General features: G+C 34.6%; 19 protein-coding genes. 4 read left to right on the plus strand and 15 right to left on the minus strand.

What is annotated here, in order from left to right; all coding sequences use genetic code 11:
* Positions 1 to 128: 128 nt before the first annotated feature.
* The 15 genes from bioA to K8B81_RS13240 form a co-directional block, all read right to left on the minus strand.
* Entirely contained in the window at positions 129 to 1400 is a 1272-nt protein-coding gene (gene bioA, locus K8B81_RS13175) for an adenosylmethionine--8-amino-7-oxononanoate transaminase (protein WP_223682058.1), read from the minus strand.
* A gap of 63 nt (positions 1401 to 1463) precedes the next feature.
* Complete coding sequence (gene bioD, locus K8B81_RS13180) at positions 1464 to 2081, minus strand: dethiobiotin synthase (protein WP_223682059.1); 618 nt, start codon at positions 2079 to 2081, stop codon at positions 1464 to 1466.
* Positions 2082 to 2243: 162 nt separating this feature from the next.
* The gene (locus K8B81_RS13185) at positions 2244 to 2858 is read right to left on the minus strand and encodes a hypothetical protein (RefSeq protein WP_223682060.1); all 615 of its coding nucleotides are present in this window, start codon (positions 2856 to 2858) and stop codon (positions 2244 to 2246) included.
* Positions 2848 to 3351 carry an RNA polymerase sigma factor gene (locus K8B81_RS13190; RefSeq protein WP_223682061.1) on the minus strand — a complete coding sequence of 168 codons (504 nt, stop codon included), beginning with the start codon at positions 3349 to 3351 and terminating at the stop codon, positions 2848 to 2850. Before K8B81_RS13190 ends, K8B81_RS13185 begins: the two co-directional genes overlap by 11 nt.
* A 7-nt stretch (positions 3352 to 3358) precedes the next feature.
* The gene (locus K8B81_RS13195) at positions 3359 to 4219 is read right to left on the minus strand and encodes a TraB/GumN family protein (protein WP_223682062.1); all 861 of its coding nucleotides are present in this window, start codon (positions 4217 to 4219) and stop codon (positions 3359 to 3361) included.
* 474 nt (positions 4220 to 4693) lie between these two features.
* On the minus strand, positions 4694 to 5830 hold the full coding sequence (locus tag K8B81_RS13200) for an aminotransferase class I/II-fold pyridoxal phosphate-dependent enzyme (RefSeq protein ID WP_223682063.1): 1137 nt from the start codon (positions 5828 to 5830) through the stop codon (positions 4694 to 4696).
* Between the two features lie 76 nt (positions 5831 to 5906).
* On the minus strand, positions 5907 to 6545 hold the full coding sequence (locus tag K8B81_RS13205; protein ID WP_223682064.1) for an NAD(P)-dependent oxidoreductase: 639 nt from the start codon (positions 6543 to 6545) through the stop codon (positions 5907 to 5909).
* Between the two features lie 432 nt (positions 6546 to 6977).
* Positions 6978 to 7109, minus strand: coding sequence for a hypothetical protein (locus K8B81_RS20995; protein ID WP_262902734.1), 132 nt, complete (start codon positions 7107 to 7109; stop codon positions 6978 to 6980).
* Positions 7110 to 7280: 171 nt separating this feature from the next.
* On the minus strand, positions 7281 to 7562 hold the full coding sequence (locus tag K8B81_RS13210) for a F0F1 ATP synthase subunit epsilon (protein ID WP_223682065.1): 282 nt from the start codon (positions 7560 to 7562) through the stop codon (positions 7281 to 7283).
* 81 nt (positions 7563 to 7643) lie between these two features.
* Positions 7644 to 9155 carry a F0F1 ATP synthase subunit beta gene (gene atpD / locus K8B81_RS13215; protein WP_223682066.1) on the minus strand — a complete coding sequence of 504 codons (1512 nt, stop codon included), beginning with the start codon at positions 9153 to 9155 and terminating at the stop codon, positions 7644 to 7646.
* Positions 9156 to 9387: 232 nt separating this feature from the next.
* Positions 9388 to 10932, minus strand: coding sequence for an SGNH/GDSL hydrolase family protein (locus K8B81_RS13220; RefSeq protein ID WP_223682067.1), 1545 nt, complete (start codon positions 10930 to 10932; stop codon positions 9388 to 9390).
* Positions 10933 to 11002: 70 nt separating this feature from the next.
* Positions 11003 to 13813, minus strand: a complete 2811-nt coding sequence (locus K8B81_RS13225) for a carboxypeptidase-like regulatory domain-containing protein (protein ID WP_223682068.1) — start codon at positions 13811 to 13813, stop codon at positions 11003 to 11005.
* 295 nt (positions 13814 to 14108) lie between these two features.
* On the minus strand, positions 14109 to 15956 hold the full coding sequence (gene glmS / locus K8B81_RS13230; protein ID WP_223682069.1) for a glutamine--fructose-6-phosphate transaminase (isomerizing): 1848 nt from the start codon (positions 15954 to 15956) through the stop codon (positions 14109 to 14111).
* A gap of 11 nt (positions 15957 to 15967) precedes the next feature.
* On the minus strand, positions 15968 to 17713 hold the full coding sequence (locus K8B81_RS13235; RefSeq protein ID WP_223682070.1) for a DUF4270 domain-containing protein: 1746 nt from the start codon (positions 17711 to 17713) through the stop codon (positions 15968 to 15970).
* Positions 17714 to 17734: 21 nt separating this feature from the next.
* Positions 17735 to 18541: a glycogen/starch synthase gene (locus tag K8B81_RS13240; protein ID WP_223682071.1), complete on the minus strand. Its 807-nt coding sequence runs from the start codon at positions 18539 to 18541 to the stop codon at positions 17735 to 17737.
* A 78-nt stretch (positions 18542 to 18619) separates the two neighbouring features.
* On the opposite strand from K8B81_RS13240, the gene panC reads away from it, so the two are divergent.
* From panC to radA, 4 genes are all read left to right on the plus strand, one after another.
* Positions 18620 to 19498: a pantoate--beta-alanine ligase gene (gene panC / locus K8B81_RS13245; RefSeq protein WP_223682072.1), complete on the plus strand. Its 879-nt coding sequence runs from the start codon at positions 18620 to 18622 to the stop codon at positions 19496 to 19498.
* A 13-nt stretch (positions 19499 to 19511) separates the two neighbouring features.
* Positions 19512 to 19862, plus strand: coding sequence for an aspartate 1-decarboxylase (gene panD, locus K8B81_RS13250; protein WP_223682073.1), 351 nt, complete (start codon positions 19512 to 19514; stop codon positions 19860 to 19862).
* Between the two features lie 164 nt (positions 19863 to 20026).
* On the plus strand, positions 20027 to 21184 hold the full coding sequence (locus K8B81_RS13255; protein WP_223682074.1) for an alpha/beta hydrolase: 1158 nt from the start codon (positions 20027 to 20029) through the stop codon (positions 21182 to 21184).
* On the plus strand, positions 21184 to 22545 hold the full coding sequence (gene radA / locus K8B81_RS13260; protein WP_223682075.1) for a DNA repair protein RadA: 1362 nt from the start codon (positions 21184 to 21186) through the stop codon (positions 22543 to 22545). Before K8B81_RS13255 ends, radA begins: the two co-directional genes overlap by 1 nt.
* Positions 22546 to 22562 lie beyond the last annotated feature (17 nt).

Consider the following 22562-nt stretch of genomic DNA (forward strand, 5'->3'; position numbering starts at 1 on the left):
AATAGCGTGCAAACACAAATGGTTTAAACACGCTATAGAGACTAGTTCTATGACTGTCTTGAGCAACAAAATTAATAAAAAATAAGATTTTAGTTGGAAATCAACACAGAATCTTATATGGTGAAAAGCTACACCATTTCAATGGCTTCTTCAATTGTAGCATATACCTTTTGAAGCTGTTCGTCAGTCATGATGTAAGGAGGTAATATATAAACTATGTTTCCAACAGGACGTAAAATAACCCCATTTTCGATAAAGAAATTATACAATTTGGTACGCATAGAGCCATAATAGCTTTCTTTAGCATCTGATTTAATTTCAACCGCAAAAATGACTCCCAATGTTCTGGCCGTAATTACTTTTGGATGGCTTTCGATTTTCTTCTGAAATTCTAAATGACTTTTAATGATTCGATCAATATTTGCCTGCATTTCATCTGTCTGCAATAAATCAATACTTGCCAATGCTGCGGCACAGCCTGTTGGATTAGCCGTAAACGTATGTCCATGAAACAATGCTTTATTAATATCGTCATCATAAAAGGCATCGAATATGTCCTGGGTAAAAGTCGTAATCGCCATCGGAATTGTTCCGCCGGTTAAAGCTTTTGAGAGGCACATCATATCCGGAACTTCAGACACATAATCCATTGCAAAGGTTTTTCCTGTTTTGCCAAAGCCTGTCATTACTTCATCAGCAATAGTTAAAACGTTATTTTTTTTGCAAATTGAAATCAGTTCTGCCAGTGCTTCAGGTTCGTACATTACCATTCCGGCTGCTCCCTGTACCAAAGGTTCGAAAATAAATCCGGCACAATTGTGATGCTGAATTACATTTTCCAACGCCTCAAAACTCGCTTGTTCCTGACCTTTCACCGGAACCGGAATCCGCACAACATCTATAAACATTCCCTGAAAAGCCTGTGTATAGAAAGAAATTCCACTTGCTGCCATCGCTGCAAATGTATCCCCGTGAAACGCATTTTCAAAAGCAATTATGGTAGTTCGTTTTTCGCCTTTATTGTAGAAATATTGCAAAGCTACTTTAATCGCAACTTCAACTCCGGTGGAACCATTGTCGGAAAAGAAAATTTTTTGCTGATTCTTTGGCAGAATTTCCATTAATTTTTCGGCCACTTTTATGGCAGGTTCATGTGTAAAACCTCCAAAAAGAACATGTTCTAAAGTGGTAAGCTGCTTGTAAATCGCATCGGCAATAAATTTGTTACTGTGTCCAAACGGATTTACCCACCATGAGGCAATAGCATCTATGTATTCTTTATTGTTTTCGTCCCAAAGCAAGGCGCCTTCGCCTCTTGAAATAGCAATAGGGGTTTGCGAAGTTTTGTGCTGTGTATAAGGATGCCAGAGATATTGGCTGTCTTTTTCTTGTAAAGTCATAATTGTGAAATGTTTTTTTGTCAGATGTGAGATAGATGCATTTTACTTTTTACAAAATACATTTTACAGTTTTAAAAGATTTTCCCGAAACAAATCGGCGTATTCTTTAATTACATTTTGGTCGAAATACGGTTCTTCCTCAATTCTTCCAATGCATTTAATTCCGGTTTTATTTAGAATCAAACTTTCAGTCGATTTATTTTCGCTTCCGCTAAAGATAATTCCATGAACCTGAAATCCTCTGTTTTGAATGGCTTCAATAGTCAATAACGTATGATTAATGCTCCCCAGATAATGTCTTGAAACTACAATGATTTTATAATCAGGTTGAATTAAATCAGCAATTGTATTTTTTTCGTTTAATGGAACAAAAATACCGCCGGCACCTTCAATTACGAGATTGTTCTCAGTGTTAGGTTCCCTGATTTCTTCGAGATTAATTGTAATTCCATCAATTTCAGCTGCCAGATGCGGACTTGCAGGTGTATTTAATTTGTAACTGTTTTCGAAGATTTTCGTTTTTGAATTAGAAATCCGGGCTTTTATTTTATGGCTGTCCGAATTATCTAAATCTCCGGCCTGTACAGGTTTCCAGTAATCTGCTTCTAAAGCTTCTACCACAATTGCAGAAGTTATTGTTTTACCTACGTCGGTAGAAATTCCTGTAATAAATATTTTCATGAGTTCTGTTGTTTCGCAGAGATTCGAAAAGCATACACAAAGCAGCGCAAAGAATAAAAATTTTTGTGAATCTTTGCTTTTACTTTGTGAATCTCTGTGTAAAATTCTCTACAAAAATACCAATAAAAACAACAAACCCATCGTAATTGATGGGCTTGTAATTTATTCTTCTTTTAATTCGTCAATAACTTTCCTTATTTCTTTGGCATGTTTTCCATAGAAATACTGCACCCACCATTCTAATGACAATCCCATGAATAAGATTGAAAATATGACGGAGACAAAAACACTTATCAGTTGTGAATTACTTAGATCGGTTATTTGAAAACCAGGTATTTTTGAAAAATTATGGTATAAAAAGCCGATTAAAAACAAAACAATAAAAGGTGTCAGCGCAAACCCGAATGTTTTGTACAATTCCATATTAAGCCTTATGTCAAAATAAGTTTCATACAGGCTGTCTTTTGTTTTTAAAGTAATCTTGTTTAAGCGTTTGTAAAAAACGTACAGTTTTGCCAGATAATAAATACACACCGCAACAAATATGCTGAACATTAGGTAGAAAGGTGCAATCCATTTTTCTGGGAAATGATAGGCATAAGGCGTAAATGCCATTAATACCACAGCTACTGATTGCATAATAAGTTCATTCTTCAAATTTTTTCGAATCTTGTCCAAAGGCGTATTTGCCGATTGTATTTTTTCTAAATTATCCGGAAGAACGACATTTTCTGTCTTTTCGTTATTCCATGCTTTTTGTATATCGTTAAAATCCATAACCCTGATTTTTTATAATTTCTTTTAATTTTTCTTTTGCCCTGTTTAATTTTACCCTGGCATTCCCTTCAGAGATCCCAAGGTTTTCACCAATTTCTTTATGAGAGAATCCTTCCAGCTGATAAAAAATAATAGCTTTATCTATTTTTTCGAGTTTTTGAACCGCTTTGTAAAAATGATCCAGCTGACTTTCTTTGATGTGTGAATCTCCTTCTTCATCCTTAATATTTTCTGAAGCTATTTCGTATTTATCAACTTTTCGCTTTTCTTTTCTAAGAAAAACAATTGCTGTATTTACCGCGACTCTGTACATCCAGGTAGAAAATTGGCTTTCATTCCGAAAAGTATCATATGATTTCCATAGCTGGCAGACAATCTCCTGAAACAAGTCTTGCTGATCATCATAATTATCCATGTACATCTTCGAGACTTTGTACAGAATTCCTTTATGACTTTCTATCCGTTTTAAAAATTCTTGTTCTTTCTCTTTCAAAATAGTACTATTTCATTACTGGTTTTACGATATATCCTGCTTTTTTTAATAAATTAATAACTCCCGATTCTCCTGCTAAATGTGCCGATCCTACTGCGATAAATAAACTTTCTTTTTCCATTAAATCAGGTAGTTGTTTTATCCAGTTTTCATTTCTGTTGTCCAGGATAATTTCTTTTGTTTTTTTACTCATCGACTTATTCGTGGTAAATGCATCATATATAGCCGTTATATTTTCCTGTTTGTATTGAGATACAAGTTTAGCGGTTTCTAGTGTACTGGATTCTTTTAACGCATCAATCATTTCTGTATCTGTATAGCTTTTAGCGAATGCCTCCATTTGCGAATTTACTGTTTCGAGTCCAATAATTGGAAGTTTTCGTTGTTTTGCAGTTTCTATAAAATTCATTTCATAGAATTTCAAATCGTTGCATCCGAAAGATTTCATAGATATCAGACTCATAATTGTAAATAATTTAAAATTGTCTAACTGCTGAACGGTCATCCCATTGCTTTTTAAGACATTATCTAATTTTGACAAATTCTCCGGACTTAGTGTTTTGCTAAGAGGTTCTTTTCCCATTGCCATTTGCTGCAGATCAGTCATTTCTTTAGGATCAGACATATCAATTTCTAAAACTAATTTCTCTGAAGCTTCGAATGCTTTTTTTGTCTTATCTGAAAGAAAATAATCGGAGGAGCAAATCATATGAATTGTTCCGTATAAATAAGAAGGTTTTGATAATCCATTTCCTGAAACTTCCCATAATAATGAGTTTTCTAATTTAGGAGCTTTTTTTTGCGCCTGAATTGTTCCGCTAAAAATAAATAGTATTACTGCTATTGTTGATTTGATTAAATTTTTCATGTTTTGATTGATTTAAAATTGATAATTGATTGATGATGATTTTGATTGATCTGATGATTGAAACTCTTTTGATTATTTGCTGTATTTGTTCCGTTGCCACGAAGCTATACTTCCAAGTACCAAACATCCCATAATAACTAATAAAGCGACACTAATAAGTTTTAATAAGATCTTGAATAGCAAAGCGAATAAAAATCCTGCTAATGCGGCTAAGATGCATTTGTAAATATTTTGTTTTGAGAAAGAAGATTGCGATTTCATAATAGTTTTGATTTATTTGGTTACGGCTCGTAAGTGAACAAACATTCAAAACGTTACAAAAAAAATTAAACTTTTTTCAAAAACTGAGAGAATCCAGTAGCTTAGAGAAGAAAAAATATAATTTCACAGCGATACAGAATAGGGGAGTGGACAAAGATTCGCGAATTTTTTTGCGATTATTTATGGAAATCCCGTTTAATTTCTGCGGAATAATTAAAAGACCAAATCTCTCATAAATTCTAAAACTTCACTGATTTCTTCTTCGGTATTAAAGCTGTGAATACAAAAACGAAGTCTTTCCTGGCCTTCCGGAACAGTTGGGGATAAAATAGCTTTAATGTCAAATCCTTTGTCCTGTAGCTGCTGGGCTATGTGTTTTACATTTTCATTACCAGAAATAATAGCGGATTGAATTGCTGATTTGCTTCGGACAAACATCGGTTTTAAGCCCAAAAGATTTTTCTGTTGATTAAAGAAAATGATGTTTTGGCGTAATTTTTCAATCGTTTTTTTTTCAATTTCTAATTGCTGGTATGCGATTAAAATTGTAGCAACCGAATGAGGAGATAATCCTGTTGTATAAATAAAACTTCTGGCGAAGTTTACTAAATATTCTTTAAGTTCTGAATTTCCTAAAACTACTGCGCCATGACATCCTAGTCCTTTTCCGAAAGTCACTATTCGGGCAAAAATTTTGTTGTGCAAATTTAGGGATTGTATTAAACCTTCTCCTTTATCACCAAAAACACCAAGAGAGTGTGCTTCATCAACAATTAAATAGCAATTGTATTTTTCTGTAAGTTGTACTAATTCTTCAAGGTTTGGACAGTCGCCATCCATTGAAAAAACAGTTTCAGTAACAATATAAATATTTGTCTCAGGAAATTTTAAAATTAACCGTTCCAAATCTTCAAAATCATTATGGCTGAACTTGTAAGATTTAGCATTTGACATAGAAATTCCATCGCGAATTGAAGCATGACTTAATTCATCATATAAAATAACATCATTTCGCTGCGGTACAGCGCTAAAAAAGCCAACATTAGCATCATAACCCGAATTAAAAATTAAAGTTGATTCTGCTTCATGAAATTCTTTTATATGTGTCTCTGTAATTTGATATAGATAATGATTTCCGGAAAGTAGTCGCGAACCTGTAGCTCCATTCTGAATTATATCATTTTCAATCAAATAATGATGCGCCTGTTTGAAAATGGTTTCAGACCTTGAAAATCCGATATAATCATTTGAAGAAAAATCAACATGGTTATTAAAACTCGGTAATTGTCTTAACGCGTTGTTTTGCTTTCGGGCTTCAAGTTTTTGAATAAGATTTTCAGGTAATTTCATAAAAGCAAAGTTATGAAATTGAACTTAGATTAAAACAACAGCGGGATTAATCACCCGCTGCTTGCAAATCTGGTTTTTAAATATTGGTTATAAAAGGTGATTTTCTAACGAATTTTTCCTCAATCATTTCCTGAACCATAAAATGAGCAATGTCAAAAGAACTTATTTTGTCTCCCGGACAGTCCTCAAGATTTACAATAATTTTGGAGCTGGTATCTGTAAAATCAATAAACGGAACACGAACTAATGTCCAGTTAACATCACTTTCAGTCAATAATTTGTAGGTAATTTGACGGTCTTGCTGAATTTCAGGATAGTTAGCTTTCATCCAGTTAGTCGCAGCTATCGTTTTTTCTCCCTTTTTATCAAATGGTGTATCAACATTAATACCTGCCAGCAAAACATATTGCTGGATATTAAAATCATTCATGATTTTTAGAATATTTTTAGTTGCATTACTTGCAACCATCGGTTCGCCTGGTCTTTGTCCAATTGTACTAAGCACAGCCTGACAATCTTTAAGCAAAGATCTTATAGCACTTTCATTGGTGGCATCACCTTCAATAATTTCGACTTTTGAATTTTGAATTGTAAAGGTTTCCGGGTTTCTTAAAAGAACTTTTACATTGAATCCTTTTTCTAATAACTGGTTTACAAGATATTTTCCAGTTCTGCCGCCTCCGCCTAATACGGCAACTTTTTTTATATTTATCATGATACTCTTTATAAAATTTGACATAAATAATTGCACTTTATCATTGTGATAAAGCGAAAGAATAAAAGCTTACTACGCTTTTATGATGAATCAATATTTTATAAACAGATTTTAATAATTCAAAGATATAAAAAACGAGCTATAGAGTTGGCTATAATTATTGCAGTTTTTCTTTTTCAAACCATCTAAAATTACCTTTTTCTGTAGCATTAAGTAAATTAACATCAAGACCATTGGCTATTTTTAATGCATAATTTAGTGCGGTTTCAAAGTTGAAGTGAACAGAAATAGACTTTTTCTTTGTTTCTGTAAGCCAAAGTTGTACTTCGAATCCCTGTCAGAATGATTTTTATACACAGAAACGTACTGAATATCCTTAAAGATAATACTTCTGCAAAGGGGTATTTGTAATAAGGTGAAATTGAAGCGAATTTATTTTGTAGTGCTGTTTGTATATACTTTTTTAGTAAAAGTTAACCCGGCAGCAGATATAAGCATAAAGAGAACGGCGGTGCTAAACTCCAAAGCATTCATGATTTCTCCTGAATAAAAAAGTTTTATCATTTTTAAAGCTATAGCGATAGTAAAGAAATAAAGTGGAGCTGCTAGTAAAAAATGCCAAAAGGCCTTTTTGAAATATAGATTAATTGTTCTGATTTTAGGCTTTTCATAATTACAAAAATAAAAAAAAGCCAAACAGTTTTGTTTGGCTTTTTTAGTTATTCTGAAATTGTCTTAGTCTGCTAAAACAATTATTTTGTTGTCTTTCATTTCGATAGTACCTGACGTGATATCCAATGTGTAGGTCTGGTCGTTTACTTTCGTGAATTTACCCGCTACTTCTTTAGAAAAATTAAAGCTAGGTGCTGTAATTTTAATAGTCCCTTTTTCCAGAATAGAAACAATAGGAGCGTGATTATTCAATATTTGAAAGCTTCCATCAACTCCAGGCAATGTAACTGATGTCACTTCTCCTGAAAATAATTTTGCTTCTGGTGATACTATTTCTAAAATCATCTTTTTTGAGTTAGAAGTTATTTGTTAAAAGTTAGAAGTAAAAAACATTTCACTTCTAACCTCTAACTTTTAACTTTGTTTTTATGCTTCAGCTAACATTTTCTCTCCAGCTTCGATTGCATCCTGAATAGAACCTTTCAAGTTGAAAGCTGCTTCCGGAAGGTGGTCTAACTCACCATCGATAATCATGTTGAAACCTTTGATAGTATCTTTAATATCAACTAATACACCTGGGATACCTGTAAATTGCTCTGCTACGTGGAATGGCTGAGACAAGAAACGCTGAACACGACGTGCTCTGGATACTGCAAGTTTATCTTCTTCAGATAACTCCTCCATACCTAAGATAGCGATGATATCTTGTAATTGTTTGTATTTTTGAAGAATTTCTTTTACTCTTTGTGCACAGTTGTAGTGCTCATCTCCTAAGATGTGTGGAGTCAAAATTCTTGAAGTAGAATCTAACGGGTCAACCGCAGGGTATATACCTAACTCAGCAATTTTACGAGACAATACTGTTGTTGCATCTAGGTGCGCGAAAGTTGTAGCTGGCGCCGGGTCAGTTAAGTCATCCGCAGGAACGTAAACCGCTTGTACAGATGTAATAGATCCTTTGTTTGTAGATGTAATACGCTCTTGCATAGCACCCATTTCAGTTGCTAAAGTTGGCTGATAACCTACTGCAGATGGCATACGACCTAAAAGTGCTGATACCTCAGAACCTGCTTGTGTAAAACGGAAGATGTTATCAACGAAGAATAATACGTCTTTTCCTTGGTCAGATCCAGCTCCATCACGGAAATATTCAGCGATAGATAATCCTGAAAGTGCCACACGTGCACGAGCTCCAGGCGGCTCATTCATTTGTCCGAAAACGAAAGTAGCTTTAGACTCTCTCATTCCTGGCATATCTACTTTAGATAAATCCCATCCTCCATTTTCCATAGAGTGCATGAAATCATCCCCGTATTTAATAATTCCTGACTCTAACATCTCACGAAGCAAGTCATTTCCTTCACGTGTTCTTTCACCTACTCCTGCGAATACTGAAAGTCCACCGTGACCTTTTGCGATATTGTTGATCAACTCCTGAATCAATACTGTTTTACCAACACCAGCACCACCGAACAATCCAATTTTACCTCCTTTTGCGTAAGGCTCGATCAAATCGATTACTTTGATACCTGTAAATAAAACTTCAGATGAAGTTGATAAATCTTCAAATTTTGGTGCTGGTCTGTGGATTGGCAGACCGTTTTCCCCACTTTTAGGCAATTCGCCTAAACCATCGATGGCATCTCCAACAACATTAAATAATCTTCCGTATACATCCGGACCGATTGGCATTTGGATTGGGCTTCCTGTTCCAACTACTTCATATCCTCTTGACAAACCGTCAGTTGAGTCCATAGAGATTGTACGAACAGTGTTTTCTCCAATATGAGATTGTACTTCTAGAACTAATAACGTTCCATCTTTTTTTGTGACTTCTAACGAATCATAAATTTTTGGAAGTTCAACATCTTTACCGTTGAAAACTACGTCAACTACTGGTCCAATGATTTGAGCAACTTTTCCTATTACTTTTGACATTACTTATGTGTTTATTAAATAGCTATTTAGGTTTATCGAAAATACCTCTTTTTTCAGAGCGCAAAGATAATTTTTTAAAATATAAAATCAATGATTTTTTTATAAAAATACTTAGTTTTTTGTTATACTCTTAAAACGGAGAACTAAAATATATAATAATACAAAATTAAAGACGAATAAAAAAACCACTGCGTTATGAACGAGTGGTCTTTTCTAGACAAAGATATTGGAGTTATGGAAGTGTCATTGGATATTGAATTGAATAAGTAGCCAAATCAACATGGCGCAATGTCGAACCATATTTATCATTTATCGCATCTATAAAAATATTAGCAATTAAACCGTATCCTCTCGGGCTAGGGTGAACACCGTCTAATGAGAAAGCACCACCAACCGCAAAAGAAGATGTCATAGTAAAGTTTCCAAATTTAACTCCACCACTTGATAATTGAGTCATAACGGCTTTTGTATCAACAAATGCCAGGCCTTTCTCTTTGGATATATTCAGGATAGTTGCGTTATACGCATCTGTAGCTTTTCTAATTTCATCAGCTTCTGTTGGAATAATAACATGTTTGTCTTGTAGAGGGTATGATATCCCAAACGAATTTAATGGCGACGGCGGAGCCATTCCTATTCCAGAATCTGTAGCTGTAGGAGCTGTATTGATAGCTCCTTGCGTAGTTAAAAGAATTAAATCAGTTGATCTTGCCTGTCTTGCCTGTCCAAAAACAAGTCCGTAAAAAGCCGCTGTCTGTGCTCCTACTAAAGGAGTAAATGCCGCGGTTAACTGAGTAGACAAATTAGTCAGGCTTTCGTCTTTAATCAATAAAGGGCTTGAGCCTGTTTCTGATAACAAATTGATCCTGTCACCCGCATTAAGGGCAGTCAATACTTGTTTTAACGGTCCGTATAATTGTGTATTAAGAAGCTGAAGCTTGCTTCCTAACAATTGTGGTGTAAGCGGATTATAAGGAACAGTTGTAAAATGAGGCAAAGTTGTAATATAAGGTAAATTTGCGACAACTCCTTTTGCTCCATTTGCCGTTAAGGCTGTTACTAAAGAAGAATATACACTAGCAAAAACAGTTGGATCAGTAATATCATTGCTTCCATAAGTCGCAGGATTCATATTGCCTGTCTGATCTTTTCCTATTCCACCAGATAAAGCATAACTTAGAACATCATTGCCTCCAATGAATAAAGAAAAAAATGTAGGGGCTTGAGCTACTGCATCTGCCAGAACAGTTGCAGATGGAGTGCTGGCAAATCTTGCAAAATATGGATTTGCTGCTCCGGTAACTACCCCGGCAACATTTCCGTAATTCGGAGCTAGTAAATGATAACTTTTTGCTCCCGGAACTCCCATGTTGTTAAATGTACCTGTTAAATGTGTTGTAACCTCTGTAGTCGGTGTACCAGGAACAGGCACTGCTGTTCTTTGTGGTGTGAAGTATAAACGCGTTCCTGCGATTACATTACCACCCAATAAAAGCCCTCCTTTATTATCATTCATATAAGGAATTGTAAAGTTTCCTCCTCCAGCGGCAACAAATTGTTGCGCCAGGATATTTGGATATCCGTTTTCCTGTCCTTTTTTGAAAAGGGCATTATCACTATATCCTGCAGCAAAAGAATCACCAAGTGCAACATATTTGGTAAATACCGCTGATCCTGGTGTTACAGGAACTTCTGCGGGTGTTTTATTGTCATCATCATTATTACACGCCATAAAGGTTAAAGAAACCAACAACAGCCATTTTATATTTGTTTTCATGTTATTACTTTTAAATTATTAGCTTTCTTTTAAAAGAAAGACAAATCCTTTTCATTAAATACTTTTACAATTATGGATTAATTATCCATGATGCAAACCACATCTGGCCAATCATACCTGCACCCACTACCTGAAGGTAATCTTTTCCGAAAAGGTTGGTTGCTCCAACTTTAATAACTGATTTTAATTTTGGAATACCATAATTAATCTGAGCGTCAAGAACTGTATTTTCAGGAATCATACCATCTCCGAAAGAAGACTGCCATAAATATTCCGTATTCCATCTTACATTCATATTAAAACCTAAATTCTTAGTTAGTTTAGCATTACCAAGAGAAGCTTTGATCCTGTGTTTTGGTGTATTGAATCCAGCCACAAAACTTGGATCATCCGACTGATCAAAATTAAACTGAGCATAATTATAGTTAACCCCTACTTCAAAATCTTTATATACTTTTTTAGATAAACCGACTCCAAAACCTAAAGAGGTAATCTGAGCAGTAGTATTTGTATAAACCTGGTACACTCTTCTGTCTCCAAAAGCTAATGCCTGATAACTTAAAAGTACTGAAGGATTTGAAGTATCTGTTCCTGCCGTTCCATAATAAGGAGAGATTACTCTTGAAGTATTCATGAAATCATTGTAGATATTGTAGTATCCGTTAATGTCGATTGATAAATCATTTTGAACAACTGTACGATATCCGGCCTCAAATGCTTGTACCTGCTCTGGTTTTACCAATTGTACGTTTGCTACTTTAAGATCTGATACACTTCCAGAAGCACCGAATGCCTGAACAGAAGTTAATGTATATGCGTTTTCGTATGCTTTACGGCCAGACATTGGTATTGTTGCCGGCTGACCAGCGATTAACTGACCTGATGCACTCACATTTACCGTTTCCTGAAAACGATCTAAGTTGTCTGCAGCAGAACCAATTAATGCAAATGGCCCTAAATCTAAACCAATATACTGATCCTGTGTGGTTGGGTTACGGAAACCTGTTTGATAGGATACTCTGAAATTATGTCTTTTTGATTCGCCTGCAGAGTATACAAAAGAAATCCTTGGTGAAATATTCCCATCAAAATTCTGGCTTTTATCATAACGTACAGATCCGGTAAATTTCAATCGGTCATCCATCCATTTTTTTTGCAATTGTACATAAGCTCCATATTCTTTATAGTCGATTGGGCCATCGTAGTCTGTAAAAATTGTTCCTTCTGAATTCATTATATATTTTCTCCATGAGCCACCAACCTGAATTTCTGCAAATTTGATAATATCTCTGAAGTTGTAGTTTATATCTGAATGATATAGTTTTGAATGGTCTATAAATTTGGCACCCTGAGTTAAGTCGGGATTAGAAATAACTGTTGAAAGTGCATTATTGAATTCAGCAGATCCTGGCTCAAATCTTGCTGATCTTGGAGCAGATGGATTTGCCGGATCAATATTTGGAACCAATGGCAGGTTTGGAGAAACATTATAATCTGCAAAATTTCTGGCGTAAACAGCAGCATCATTTGCATTAAGACCAAGTAAAGCAGAAGATAATTGAAAAGCGGTTCCATAATCTGTAAACCAGTTTTTATCTGATTTAGCCAATCTGTTTACATTCCATCCTGCGAATCTCATATCGTAAGAATCTCCGGCATCTTCACTTGTAAAATAAACTCTCGCAAAAAAGTTTTTCCCTTTCACTTCAAATTTTCCTTGTTGCATCAGGAAGTCTTTCAAAGCATATCGGTTTGCTCCCTGGTAGATTGTGCTTCCTGTACCAATTTTATATTGTAGTATAAATTCTGTATCGTCAGCCCATGGTTTAAAATGCAAACCAAAATCAGCTTTCATACTTTTAACTTTATTATCGGTTAAGTCCTGCTCACGGTATCCTGTTCTGCTCACTTGCCCAACGTTTGGAATAGAAGTAGTCACCTCGTCACCGTAAATATTCAAACCGTCATAATTTTGATTCATTGCATGTCCTATCGAACCTCCGGTCATACTTCTCGTATCGGCAGCAATCCATTCTGATGCTTCCATATAAGTAAAGTTGGCTTTCATTGCAAAATGCTTAGTGAATGCTTTTGCGGCTCTGATTCCAAAATCGTTGTAATCATTTGTTCCGGCTGCATCCTGACTTGTTTGTCCATATTTATAATAAACGCTAATCCCTTCGTTTGTAAACGGGCTTTTACTGTTCATAAACATAATACCGTTAAAAGCATTCGCACCATAAAGTGCAGAAGATGCTCCCGGCAAAAGCTCAACATTTGCCACATCAATATCAGAAATACCAATTAGGTTGCCTAATACAAAGTTTAAGGCTGGGGATGAATTATCCATTCCATCTACTAACTGCATGAAACGAGTATTCGCTATTGTTGCAAAACCGCGTGTATTTATTGATTTAAAAGAAATACTGCTTGTGTTGAAATTTACTTCTTTTAAATTTTCTAAACCATCGTAAAAGGTTGGCGCAGTTGTATTCTTAATTTCCTGAATCCCCATTCTCTCAATAGTAACGGGAGATTCAATTACGCGTTCTGGTGTTCGTGAGGCTGAAACAACTATTTCGTCAAGTTTAGTTTCTTCTTCATTCAAAACTATCTTTACATTTTGATTTGATGATGTAATATTAACGGTTTTTGTTTCGAAACCTACAGCAGATATTTTAATAGTAAAAGGAGGTTTTGATGGCGTGTTTAATTTAAATGTCCCATCAAAGTCTGTTGAAACTCCGGCTGAACTTCCAACGACATTAATATTGGCTCCGGGAATTGATTGTTTGTTGTTGTCTGTAACAGTTCCTGTAATGGTACTTTGTGAAAAAGATAATCCACTGATAAACAACATAATTAGTAAATATGCTCTCATTGGTAGTTTTTTTGTTAGTTCGTATAGCCAAAATACAAATAATTTTAATATTAATAAAAAAACGTTAAAAAAAATTAATATTTATCATAAATATGCGCTTTGTTTTAGGTATTCAGCATTCGATTTTATTAAATTAAAATCAAGAAAGAAATGCTAAGAATAAAAAATAGTATGCATACATAATAATTTTAAGAAAAAAACTGAATTTATCTTAAAAATTGCATCAGGAAGAAAAAAATGTGATAATAAAAAAGCGAGATGAAAATCCCGCTTTAATTTTAGTGTGTATATGAAATTACTCTACAGTAACTGACTTTGCAAGATTGCGGGGCTGATCAACATTGCAGCCTCTCATTACAGCAATATGATAAGATAAAAGCTGTAAAGGAATTGTGGTAATTAATGGGGACAATGCATCAGAAGTTTCCGGAATTTCTATAACATAATCTGCTAATTCACGAACCTGGGTATCACCTTTGGTAACTACAGCAATAATTTTCCCGCTTCTCGATTTGATTTCCTGAATGTTACTTACAATTTTATCGTAATGTCCTTGTTTTGGAGCAATAACGATAACAGGCATTTGCTCGTCAATTAACGCAATCGGACCGTGTTTCATTTCTGCTGCAGGATATCCTTCAGCATGAATATAAGATATCTCTTTTAATTTCAATGCGCCTTCTAAAGCTACAGGGAAGTTATACCCGCGTCCTAAGTACAAACAGTTTGGCGCATCTTTAAAAGCTGCCGCAATTTCTTTGGCTCTTTCGTTTGTTTCTAATGCTTCGGCTACTTTTTCAGGAATTATTTCCAGTTCTTGTAAAAAGGTATGGAAGTCAGTGTTTGATAAGGTTCCTTTGGCTTTTCCTAATCTTAAAGCGATCATTGTCAAAACTGTAATCTGAGTTGTAAAAGCTTTAGTAGAAGCTACTCCAATTTCAGGCCCTGCATGCGTGTAGGCACCAGCATGACTTTCTCTTGAAATGGATGATCCAACAACATTACAAACTCCAAATACAAAAGCACCGTTTTCTTTTGCTAATTTAATAGCAGCCATAGTGTCAGCAGTTTCTCCGGATTGAGAAATAGCAATAACAACGTCGTTTTTGTTTATGATTGGATTTCTGTATCTAAATTCAGAAGCGTATTCTACTTCAACAGGGATACGTGTAAATTCCTCAAAAATATATTCTGCAACTAATCCAGCATGCCATGAAGTTCCACATGCTACAATTAGAATTCTTTGGGCATTCAGAAATTTTTCAATATTATCTTCGACACCGGCCATCTGAACTATTCCTTCATTGGCGTGAAGTCTTCCTCTGTAAGTATCTTTAATAACATTTGGCTGCTCATAAATCTCTTTTAGCATGAAATGATCGTAGCCGCCTTTTTCAATTTGTTCCAGATTCATCTGAAGTTCCTGTATGTAAGGATCAACTAATGAATCATCTTTTATTTTTCTGATTTTAAGAGGTTTGTGTAGTCTGATGTTTGCCATTTCTCCATCTTCCAGATATACCGCATTTGAAGTGTATTCGATAAATGGGGAAGCATCAGAAGCGATAAAAAATTCATCTTCTCCAACACCTATAGCTAATGGACTTCCTAATCGTGCAGCTACAATCTCATCCGGATTTTTTTTGTCGAAAACGGCAATAGCATAAGCGCCTATTACTTGATTTAAGGCAATTTGTACTGCTTTTCCAAGTTTTATATTTTCGTTTTTCTGAACTTCTTCAATAAGATTTACTAAAACTTCAGTATCCGTATCCGATTTAAAGCTATAACCTCTCTTGATTAATTCTTCTTTAAGCGGAGCGTAGTTTTCAATAATTCCATTATGGATAATAACTAACTCTCCGGAATTTGAAAAGTGCGGGTGAGAGTTTACATCATTAGGAACTCCATGGGTTGCCCAGCGTGTGTGACCAATTCCTATAGTTCCGTTTCTTGTGAAATCTGTTTGAGCCTTTTCTTCAAGATCGGAAACTTTTCCTTTTGTTTTGCAAAGTTTGATGTTTTCCTGGTCGTATAACATTACACCGGCACTATCATACCCTCTGTATTCGAGGCGCTTTAATCCTTTAATAACAATAGGATAAGCCTCTCTGTGACCTATATATCCAACAATTCCACACATATGTTATTTTTTTAATTTGGTTTCAGTTTAGTGTAGTAAATTTGAAGTTTTACTCTTTTAGCGTAATTAGCCTCATCGCTTTCGGGGATATTGCTTCCAAATAATACTGTTCCTAATGGGCTCATCACTGATGCTGTTGGTATTTCAGTTAAAAAGCTTTCATTGTTAAGTTTAGGTAATACTTTAGTTTTATCCAGTTTTGATGAGGACGTTATATCGATGCTTTCAGTGACAACTAAGCCTAATTTTACATTTGCAACATCGGCATTCTTAATAAGATTCCGAATGTGATTTGTAATCCTTATCTTATAAGTGGTTCCTCTCTTGCTTGTTGGATCTAGATTAATCATACCATTGAAAATAGTTCTATTTTTTTTAGGATCGCCATTAACAGATGGAGTCCGATCTGCTGTATAATCAGCTACTACAGTATTATTTGTTAAATCATATAAATAGATTCTGCCCGGTTCGGTTGCAATTGTTTCTGGGTCATTTCCAATTAGACTTGCCATTTTTTGTGAATCAATAGTAAAAACTAAATTAGCTTCATTTGCAAGCCATTTTTTATAAGTAACATTGTTTCTGATTTCGTCTAATTCATCAGATACACCATTGGCCCCTGTTACAGGTTCTCCATTTACATAATGTACTAAATCGGTTTTATCAAAAAGCTCAATTACGACCATTGATCCCTGGCCTCCTTTTAAATAGAGCTTTTCGTCTGGGGTAACATCATCTGCGGTAGCAGTTGTATAATCAGAAACAGGATTGCTTTCTTCTAAGAGGTTGACAGTGTTGATGTTAGTATTACTGTCTCCGGTTAAATTAATAACAAAGGTTTTTGCTACAGCCTCAGTATCTTTCTCAGCTGTTTTAGCTTTATAAAAAACTGTTATTTTTCCTTTATTGAAATTCATCATAGCCATCCTGCCTGCAGAAGTTCCTGATTTTTCAACTTTAAAATATAATCCTTTAAAGTAGTTTTTAAATACATCGGGTGAGGCTAATTTGCTTGCTGGTGCATCAAATATTTTGGCTTTGAAAAAATCCTTATCCAAATGCAGACGCATTTCAGGGTCGATTATTTTAGACGATTCTGCGGTAGTGGTAGTTGCTGCAGTTTTTTCTATTATCGGTTTAGAGCTAAAAAAGAATTGATCATTTTCCGCTGTATTGGTTGAGTTATTTAATCTTAATCCAAATACATTAGGGTTAGTTGTAGCCTGTGTTTGAAAGTCACCGTTTCTATCAGTATTGTAAAATTTACTAATATCATAATTATTAGCATTATAGTTGTTTAGTAGAATGCCTGATTCGTAAACGCTTAATTTAAATATTCCGGTTTCAGGTCCATAAATAGAGTCCAATACATAAGTTCTTTTGCCTGCTGTACTTGTTGTAGTTTTAGTTGCATCTATAAAGTAAGGAATATTTAATGTTACACTGTCAATAACTGCTCCAAATCCCAATGCAGGGGCATAAGAGGCTAAGTTAACCTGAGTGTTAAAACTTGCTGTAGTTGTGCCAAAAACAGGATTTTCATAAATTCCCAATGCATTTATAGGCAAATTATTAGAGGCAACAGGAGTGACTTTTTTATTATAAGCGGTAACAGTGTAATGTTGTGCTTCCAGATCAAAATTATCATTGTTCCCAATTAAATCTTCGCCAACTGTATTGAAATCTTTATCGCAGGAATAAAATACAGCAACTGTTGCTATTAAAAGAATTTTCTTAAAAAAAGAAGTATTGTACATGTTTAATAATAATGTTAAAATTTAAAGCCCCATAGTTTTATAGAAATTTGTATACGCTTCTGCGAATGCATCTTTCGTGGTGAAAGGTAAAAAAGGTTTTCCTGAAGATTCTATAAATTTTGTTAAACTTGGAGATACATTTTCTGAAGCAATTATCACGGCATCAGAATGTAAAATGCTTGCTTTTAGAATGTTTTCGTAGTTAGGGGTTTCTAAATCAGCAATATTCTCATGAGGTACACCATCAAATTTTACTTTGTTGATCATTTCCAGATCCAGATTTTCATCAAAAGACTGACCATAAACAGAGGTCACAATCTTGGTTTCAGAAAATAAAGCTTCGTTTTTATAGTAATGTTTCATGTAAATTGGCAGCATAGCAGCAAGCCATCCATGAACGTGAATTATATCCGGAACCCAATTCAGTTTTTTTACAGTTTCAACTACTCCCTTTGCAAAAAAGATAGCTCTTTCATCATTATCAGGATATAAGACACCTTCTTCGTCAGCAAAAGTTGCTTTTCTTTTAAAATATTCATCATTATCTATAAAGTAAACCTGAATACGTTCTTTAGGAATAGAGGCTACTTTGATAATCAAGGGCATATCTAAGTCGTTCACTACCAAATTCATCCCTGAAAGCCTGATTACTTCGTGCAATTGATGTCTTCTTTCATTAATGTTTCCATATCTAGGCATGAAAATTCTTATCTGACCGCCCTGATCGTTTATCATTTTAGGCACATCATAAGACATTAATGAAACCTCATTTTCCGCCAAATAAGGCACGACTTCAGATGATACATATAATATCCTCTTCTCTTTCATAATAGTATTTTACTTAATTTTTGGTAATAAAAACGTTGCAAAATTACAAAAATTTATGCAGTTTATAACTAATATATTATGTTTGCACTAAATTTTAATAATACCGCCATGCATATTTTCTACGGTAAAGTAGCGCTGATAGCCTATTTGAAAACTATCAAAACAGCAAATTCAACTGTAGGATTTGTGCCAACAATGGGTGCTTTACACCAAGGTCATCTGGCTTTGATGCAACGTTCGCTTAAAGAAAATGATGACACTGTTGTGAGTATTTTTGTAAATCCTACACAATTTAATAATCCTGATGATCTTGAAAAATATCCTCGAACACTTGAAGAAGATGTAAGGAAAATGAGGGGGTTAAGTGATAAAATAATTTTATATGCTCCTTCTGTAGATGATATTTACGAAGGAAATACAATATCACAATCATTTGATTTTGATGGATTAGAGAATCAGATGGAAGGGAAGTTTAGGCCTGGACATTTTAACGGTGTTGGAACTATCGTTAAGCGATTGTTTGAAATTGTTTCACCTACAAATGCATATTTTGGAGAGAAAGATTTTCAGCAATTGCAGATTGTGAAAAAACTGGTTGAAAAAAACAATTTGCCGGTTAAAATAGTAGGTTGTCCTATTTTTAGAGAAGAAAACCAATTGGCAATGAGTTCGCGAAATGAACGTTTAACTTCTGAAGAACGAAAAGAAGCAGCCATTATTTATAAAACCCTGATCGAAGCTAAAGAAGTATTTACTACTAAAAGCCCGGAGGAAACTATAGAATTTGTAGAAAATTCCTTTAAGGACAATGAAAGATTTGATCTCGAATATTTTGTAATTGCTGACGAATCGACATTGTTACCCATAGAACATAAAATTAATGACAAAAAATACCGTGCATTTATAGCGGTATTTGTTAATTCTATAAGGCTAATTGATACCATTTCATTAAATTAATTACCTTTGCAACATGCAAATTCAAGTTATAAAATCAAAAATTCATCGTGTTAAAGTAACTGGGGCTGATTTAAATTATATTGGCAGTATTACTATCGATGAAACTTTACTGGAAGCCTCAAATATTATTGAAGGCGAAAAAGTATCTATTGTTAATATTAATAATGGAGAACGTTTTGAAACTTACGCTATAAAAGGTGAAAGAAATTCAGGGGAAATTACGCTGAATGGACCTGCAGCCAGAAAAGTTCAAAAAGATGATATTATCATTATTATATCCTATGCAACCCTCGAATTTGAAGAAGCTAAAACCTTCAAACCATGGATTGTTTTTCCTAATGAAAATGATAATTCACTAACTTAATCACTACTTTTTTTAATCTTTTTTATTTGTCAAATTTATTTTGCACAAAGCAGATTTCTTTTGTCTTAAATTTCTTTTCTTTTTAAAAGCCCTCTTTAACAAAAAAGCAAATAAAGTATTATATTGCCATCTTATTTTTAATACTTTTTAAATTTCCCCAATTCATGAAAAAAGTTTATTTGTTTTTTGCTTTATTACTCTCTGCGTCAGTTTTTTCACAAAAGAAATTCGATACCGTTAAATCTGAAAAACTGGGTGCAGACAGAAGAATAACTATTGGGCTTCCTGCCTCTTATGAAACAAGTCCCTCTAAAAAATACCCTGTTTTGTATCTGCTGGATGGAGATTATTTGTTTGATGCTTTTTCAGGAGCTTTAAGCTACGGCGTTTACTGGGATGATTTACCTGAAATGATTATTATCGGAATTCACCAAAATCACGACGGAGAACGCCATGATGATTCTACAATTGATCAAAATCAGGGTGTGCCGTTTGAAAAAGGTGCAGAATTTTTTGAATTCATCGGAGCTGAATTAGTTCCTTATATTGAAAAACAATATCGTACCGCTCCTTTCAGGATTATTGCAGGACATGATATAACAGCCAGTTTTACAAACTTCTTTTTATATAAGGAAATCCCGCTTTTTAATGGATATATATGTTTAAGTCCTGAGCTTGCACCCAAAATGGAAATACGTATCCCGGAGAAATTTGCCAAGGTAAAAGAACCATTTTTTTATTATTTATCAGCCGCTGATGGTGACATTACTAAGATAAAAGAACCAATAGAAAAGTTAGCCGGCAATATTAAAATTGCTAATAATCCTTTGGTAAACTTTAAATATGATGTGTTTAAAAATTCGACTCATTATTCAGAAGTTTTATATTCTATTCCAAATGCTTTGTATCATATTTTTGAGGTTTACAAACCTATTAATTCGGTTGAGTTTAAAGATAAGATCGCTGTACTCCAATCTGGCTATGCTAATTATTTAGAAAATAAATACAATACAATGTCAGAAGTTTTGGGAGTCGATATTCCTGTTAGAATAAATGATTTTAAAGTTGTTGAAAATCTTATTTTGAAAAGAAATGCCTACGATGAGTTAGAGAAAATGGCAGAAATTGCAAATGTTGATTATCCTTTGGCGATGTTGGGAGAGTACGAATTAGGTTTGATGTATGAAAAAAGAGGCGATCCGAAAAGAGCATCAAAAAGATATCAAAACGCTTCACAAATGCAGCCAATTGGAGAGCTGACACGAGATATGATGTACGAGAAAATTGATGAAATGAATACGCTTGCCAAAAAATCAAAATAATGTCTAAAGTTAAAACTTCCTTCTTTTGCCAAAACTGTGGTACACAATATGCCAAATGGCAGGGGCAGTGCAACGCCTGTAAAGAATGGAATACTATTGCTGAAGAAATTATTCAGAAGCAGGAAAAAGTAGCATGGAAAAGTGAACCAACCCCAACAGGAAAAGCACCGCGTCCATTAAAAATTAATGAAATCGATTCAGCTCAGGAAATCCGAATGGATACTACTGACGGTGAATTGAACCGTGTACTTGGAGGAGGAATAGTTCCCGGATCTTTAACACTTTTGGGTGGCGAACCCGGGATTGGTAAAAGTACCCTTTTGCTGCAGATTTCATTAAAATTACCTTACAAAACTTTATATGTTTCCGGTGAAGAAAGCCAGAAACAGATAAAAATGCGTGCGGAACGAATTACGCCAGATAGCGATAATTGCTATATTCTGACCGAAACCAAAACACAAAATATATTCAAACAAATTGAAGCAATTCAGCCTGAAATTGTAATTATTGATTCGATCCAGACACTTCATACTGATTATATCGAATCTACTGCGGGAAGTATTTCTCAAATTAGGGAAACTACCGCTGAACTTATAAAATTTGCAAAAGAAACCAGTATTCCGGTTATTTTGATCGGGCATATTACCAAGGATGGAAATATTGCCGGGCCAAAAATTCTCGAGCATATGGTGGATACCGTTTTGCAGTTTGAAGGTGATAGAAACCATGTTTACCGAATTTTACGTTCCCTAAAAAACCGTTTTGGATCAACTGCTGAATTGGGCATTTACGAAATGTTGGGAAGCGGTTTACGAGAAGTAAGCAATCCATCGGAAATTTTGATTTCGCATAAAGATGAAGAAATGTCCGGAACTGCAATTGCTACAACTATGGAGGGTATGCGTCCGTTGATGATTGAAATACAATCGCTGGTTAGCACAGCTGTTTACGGAACGCCACAACGAAGCACAACGGGTTATAATGCTAAAAGGCTTAATATGATTTTGGCTGTTCTTGAAAAAAGAGCCGGTTTTAGATTAGGCGCAAAAGATGTTTTCCTGAATGTGACGGGTGGAATTTCTGTTGATGATCCGGCAATTGATTTGGCTGTTGTGGCTGCCATTTTATCCTCTAATGAAGATATTCCCGTTACAAAAGGTTTTTGTTTTGCAGGAGAGGTTGGTCTTTCGGGAGAAATTCGACCTGTTAACCGTGTAGATCAGCGCATTCAGGAAGCTGAAAAATTAGGTTTCAATACTATCTTTGTATCCAGATATAATAAAATTGCCCTGAAAAATACAGGTATTAAAATTGAACTTGTAGCTAAAATTGAAGATGTGGCAAGTATTCTGTTTGGTTAAATTTTTATAAATTTCTT

The organism is Flavobacterium hibisci, assembly GCF_020026925.1.
GTDB lineage: Bacteria > Bacteroidota > Bacteroidia > Flavobacteriales > Flavobacteriaceae > Flavobacterium > Flavobacterium hibisci.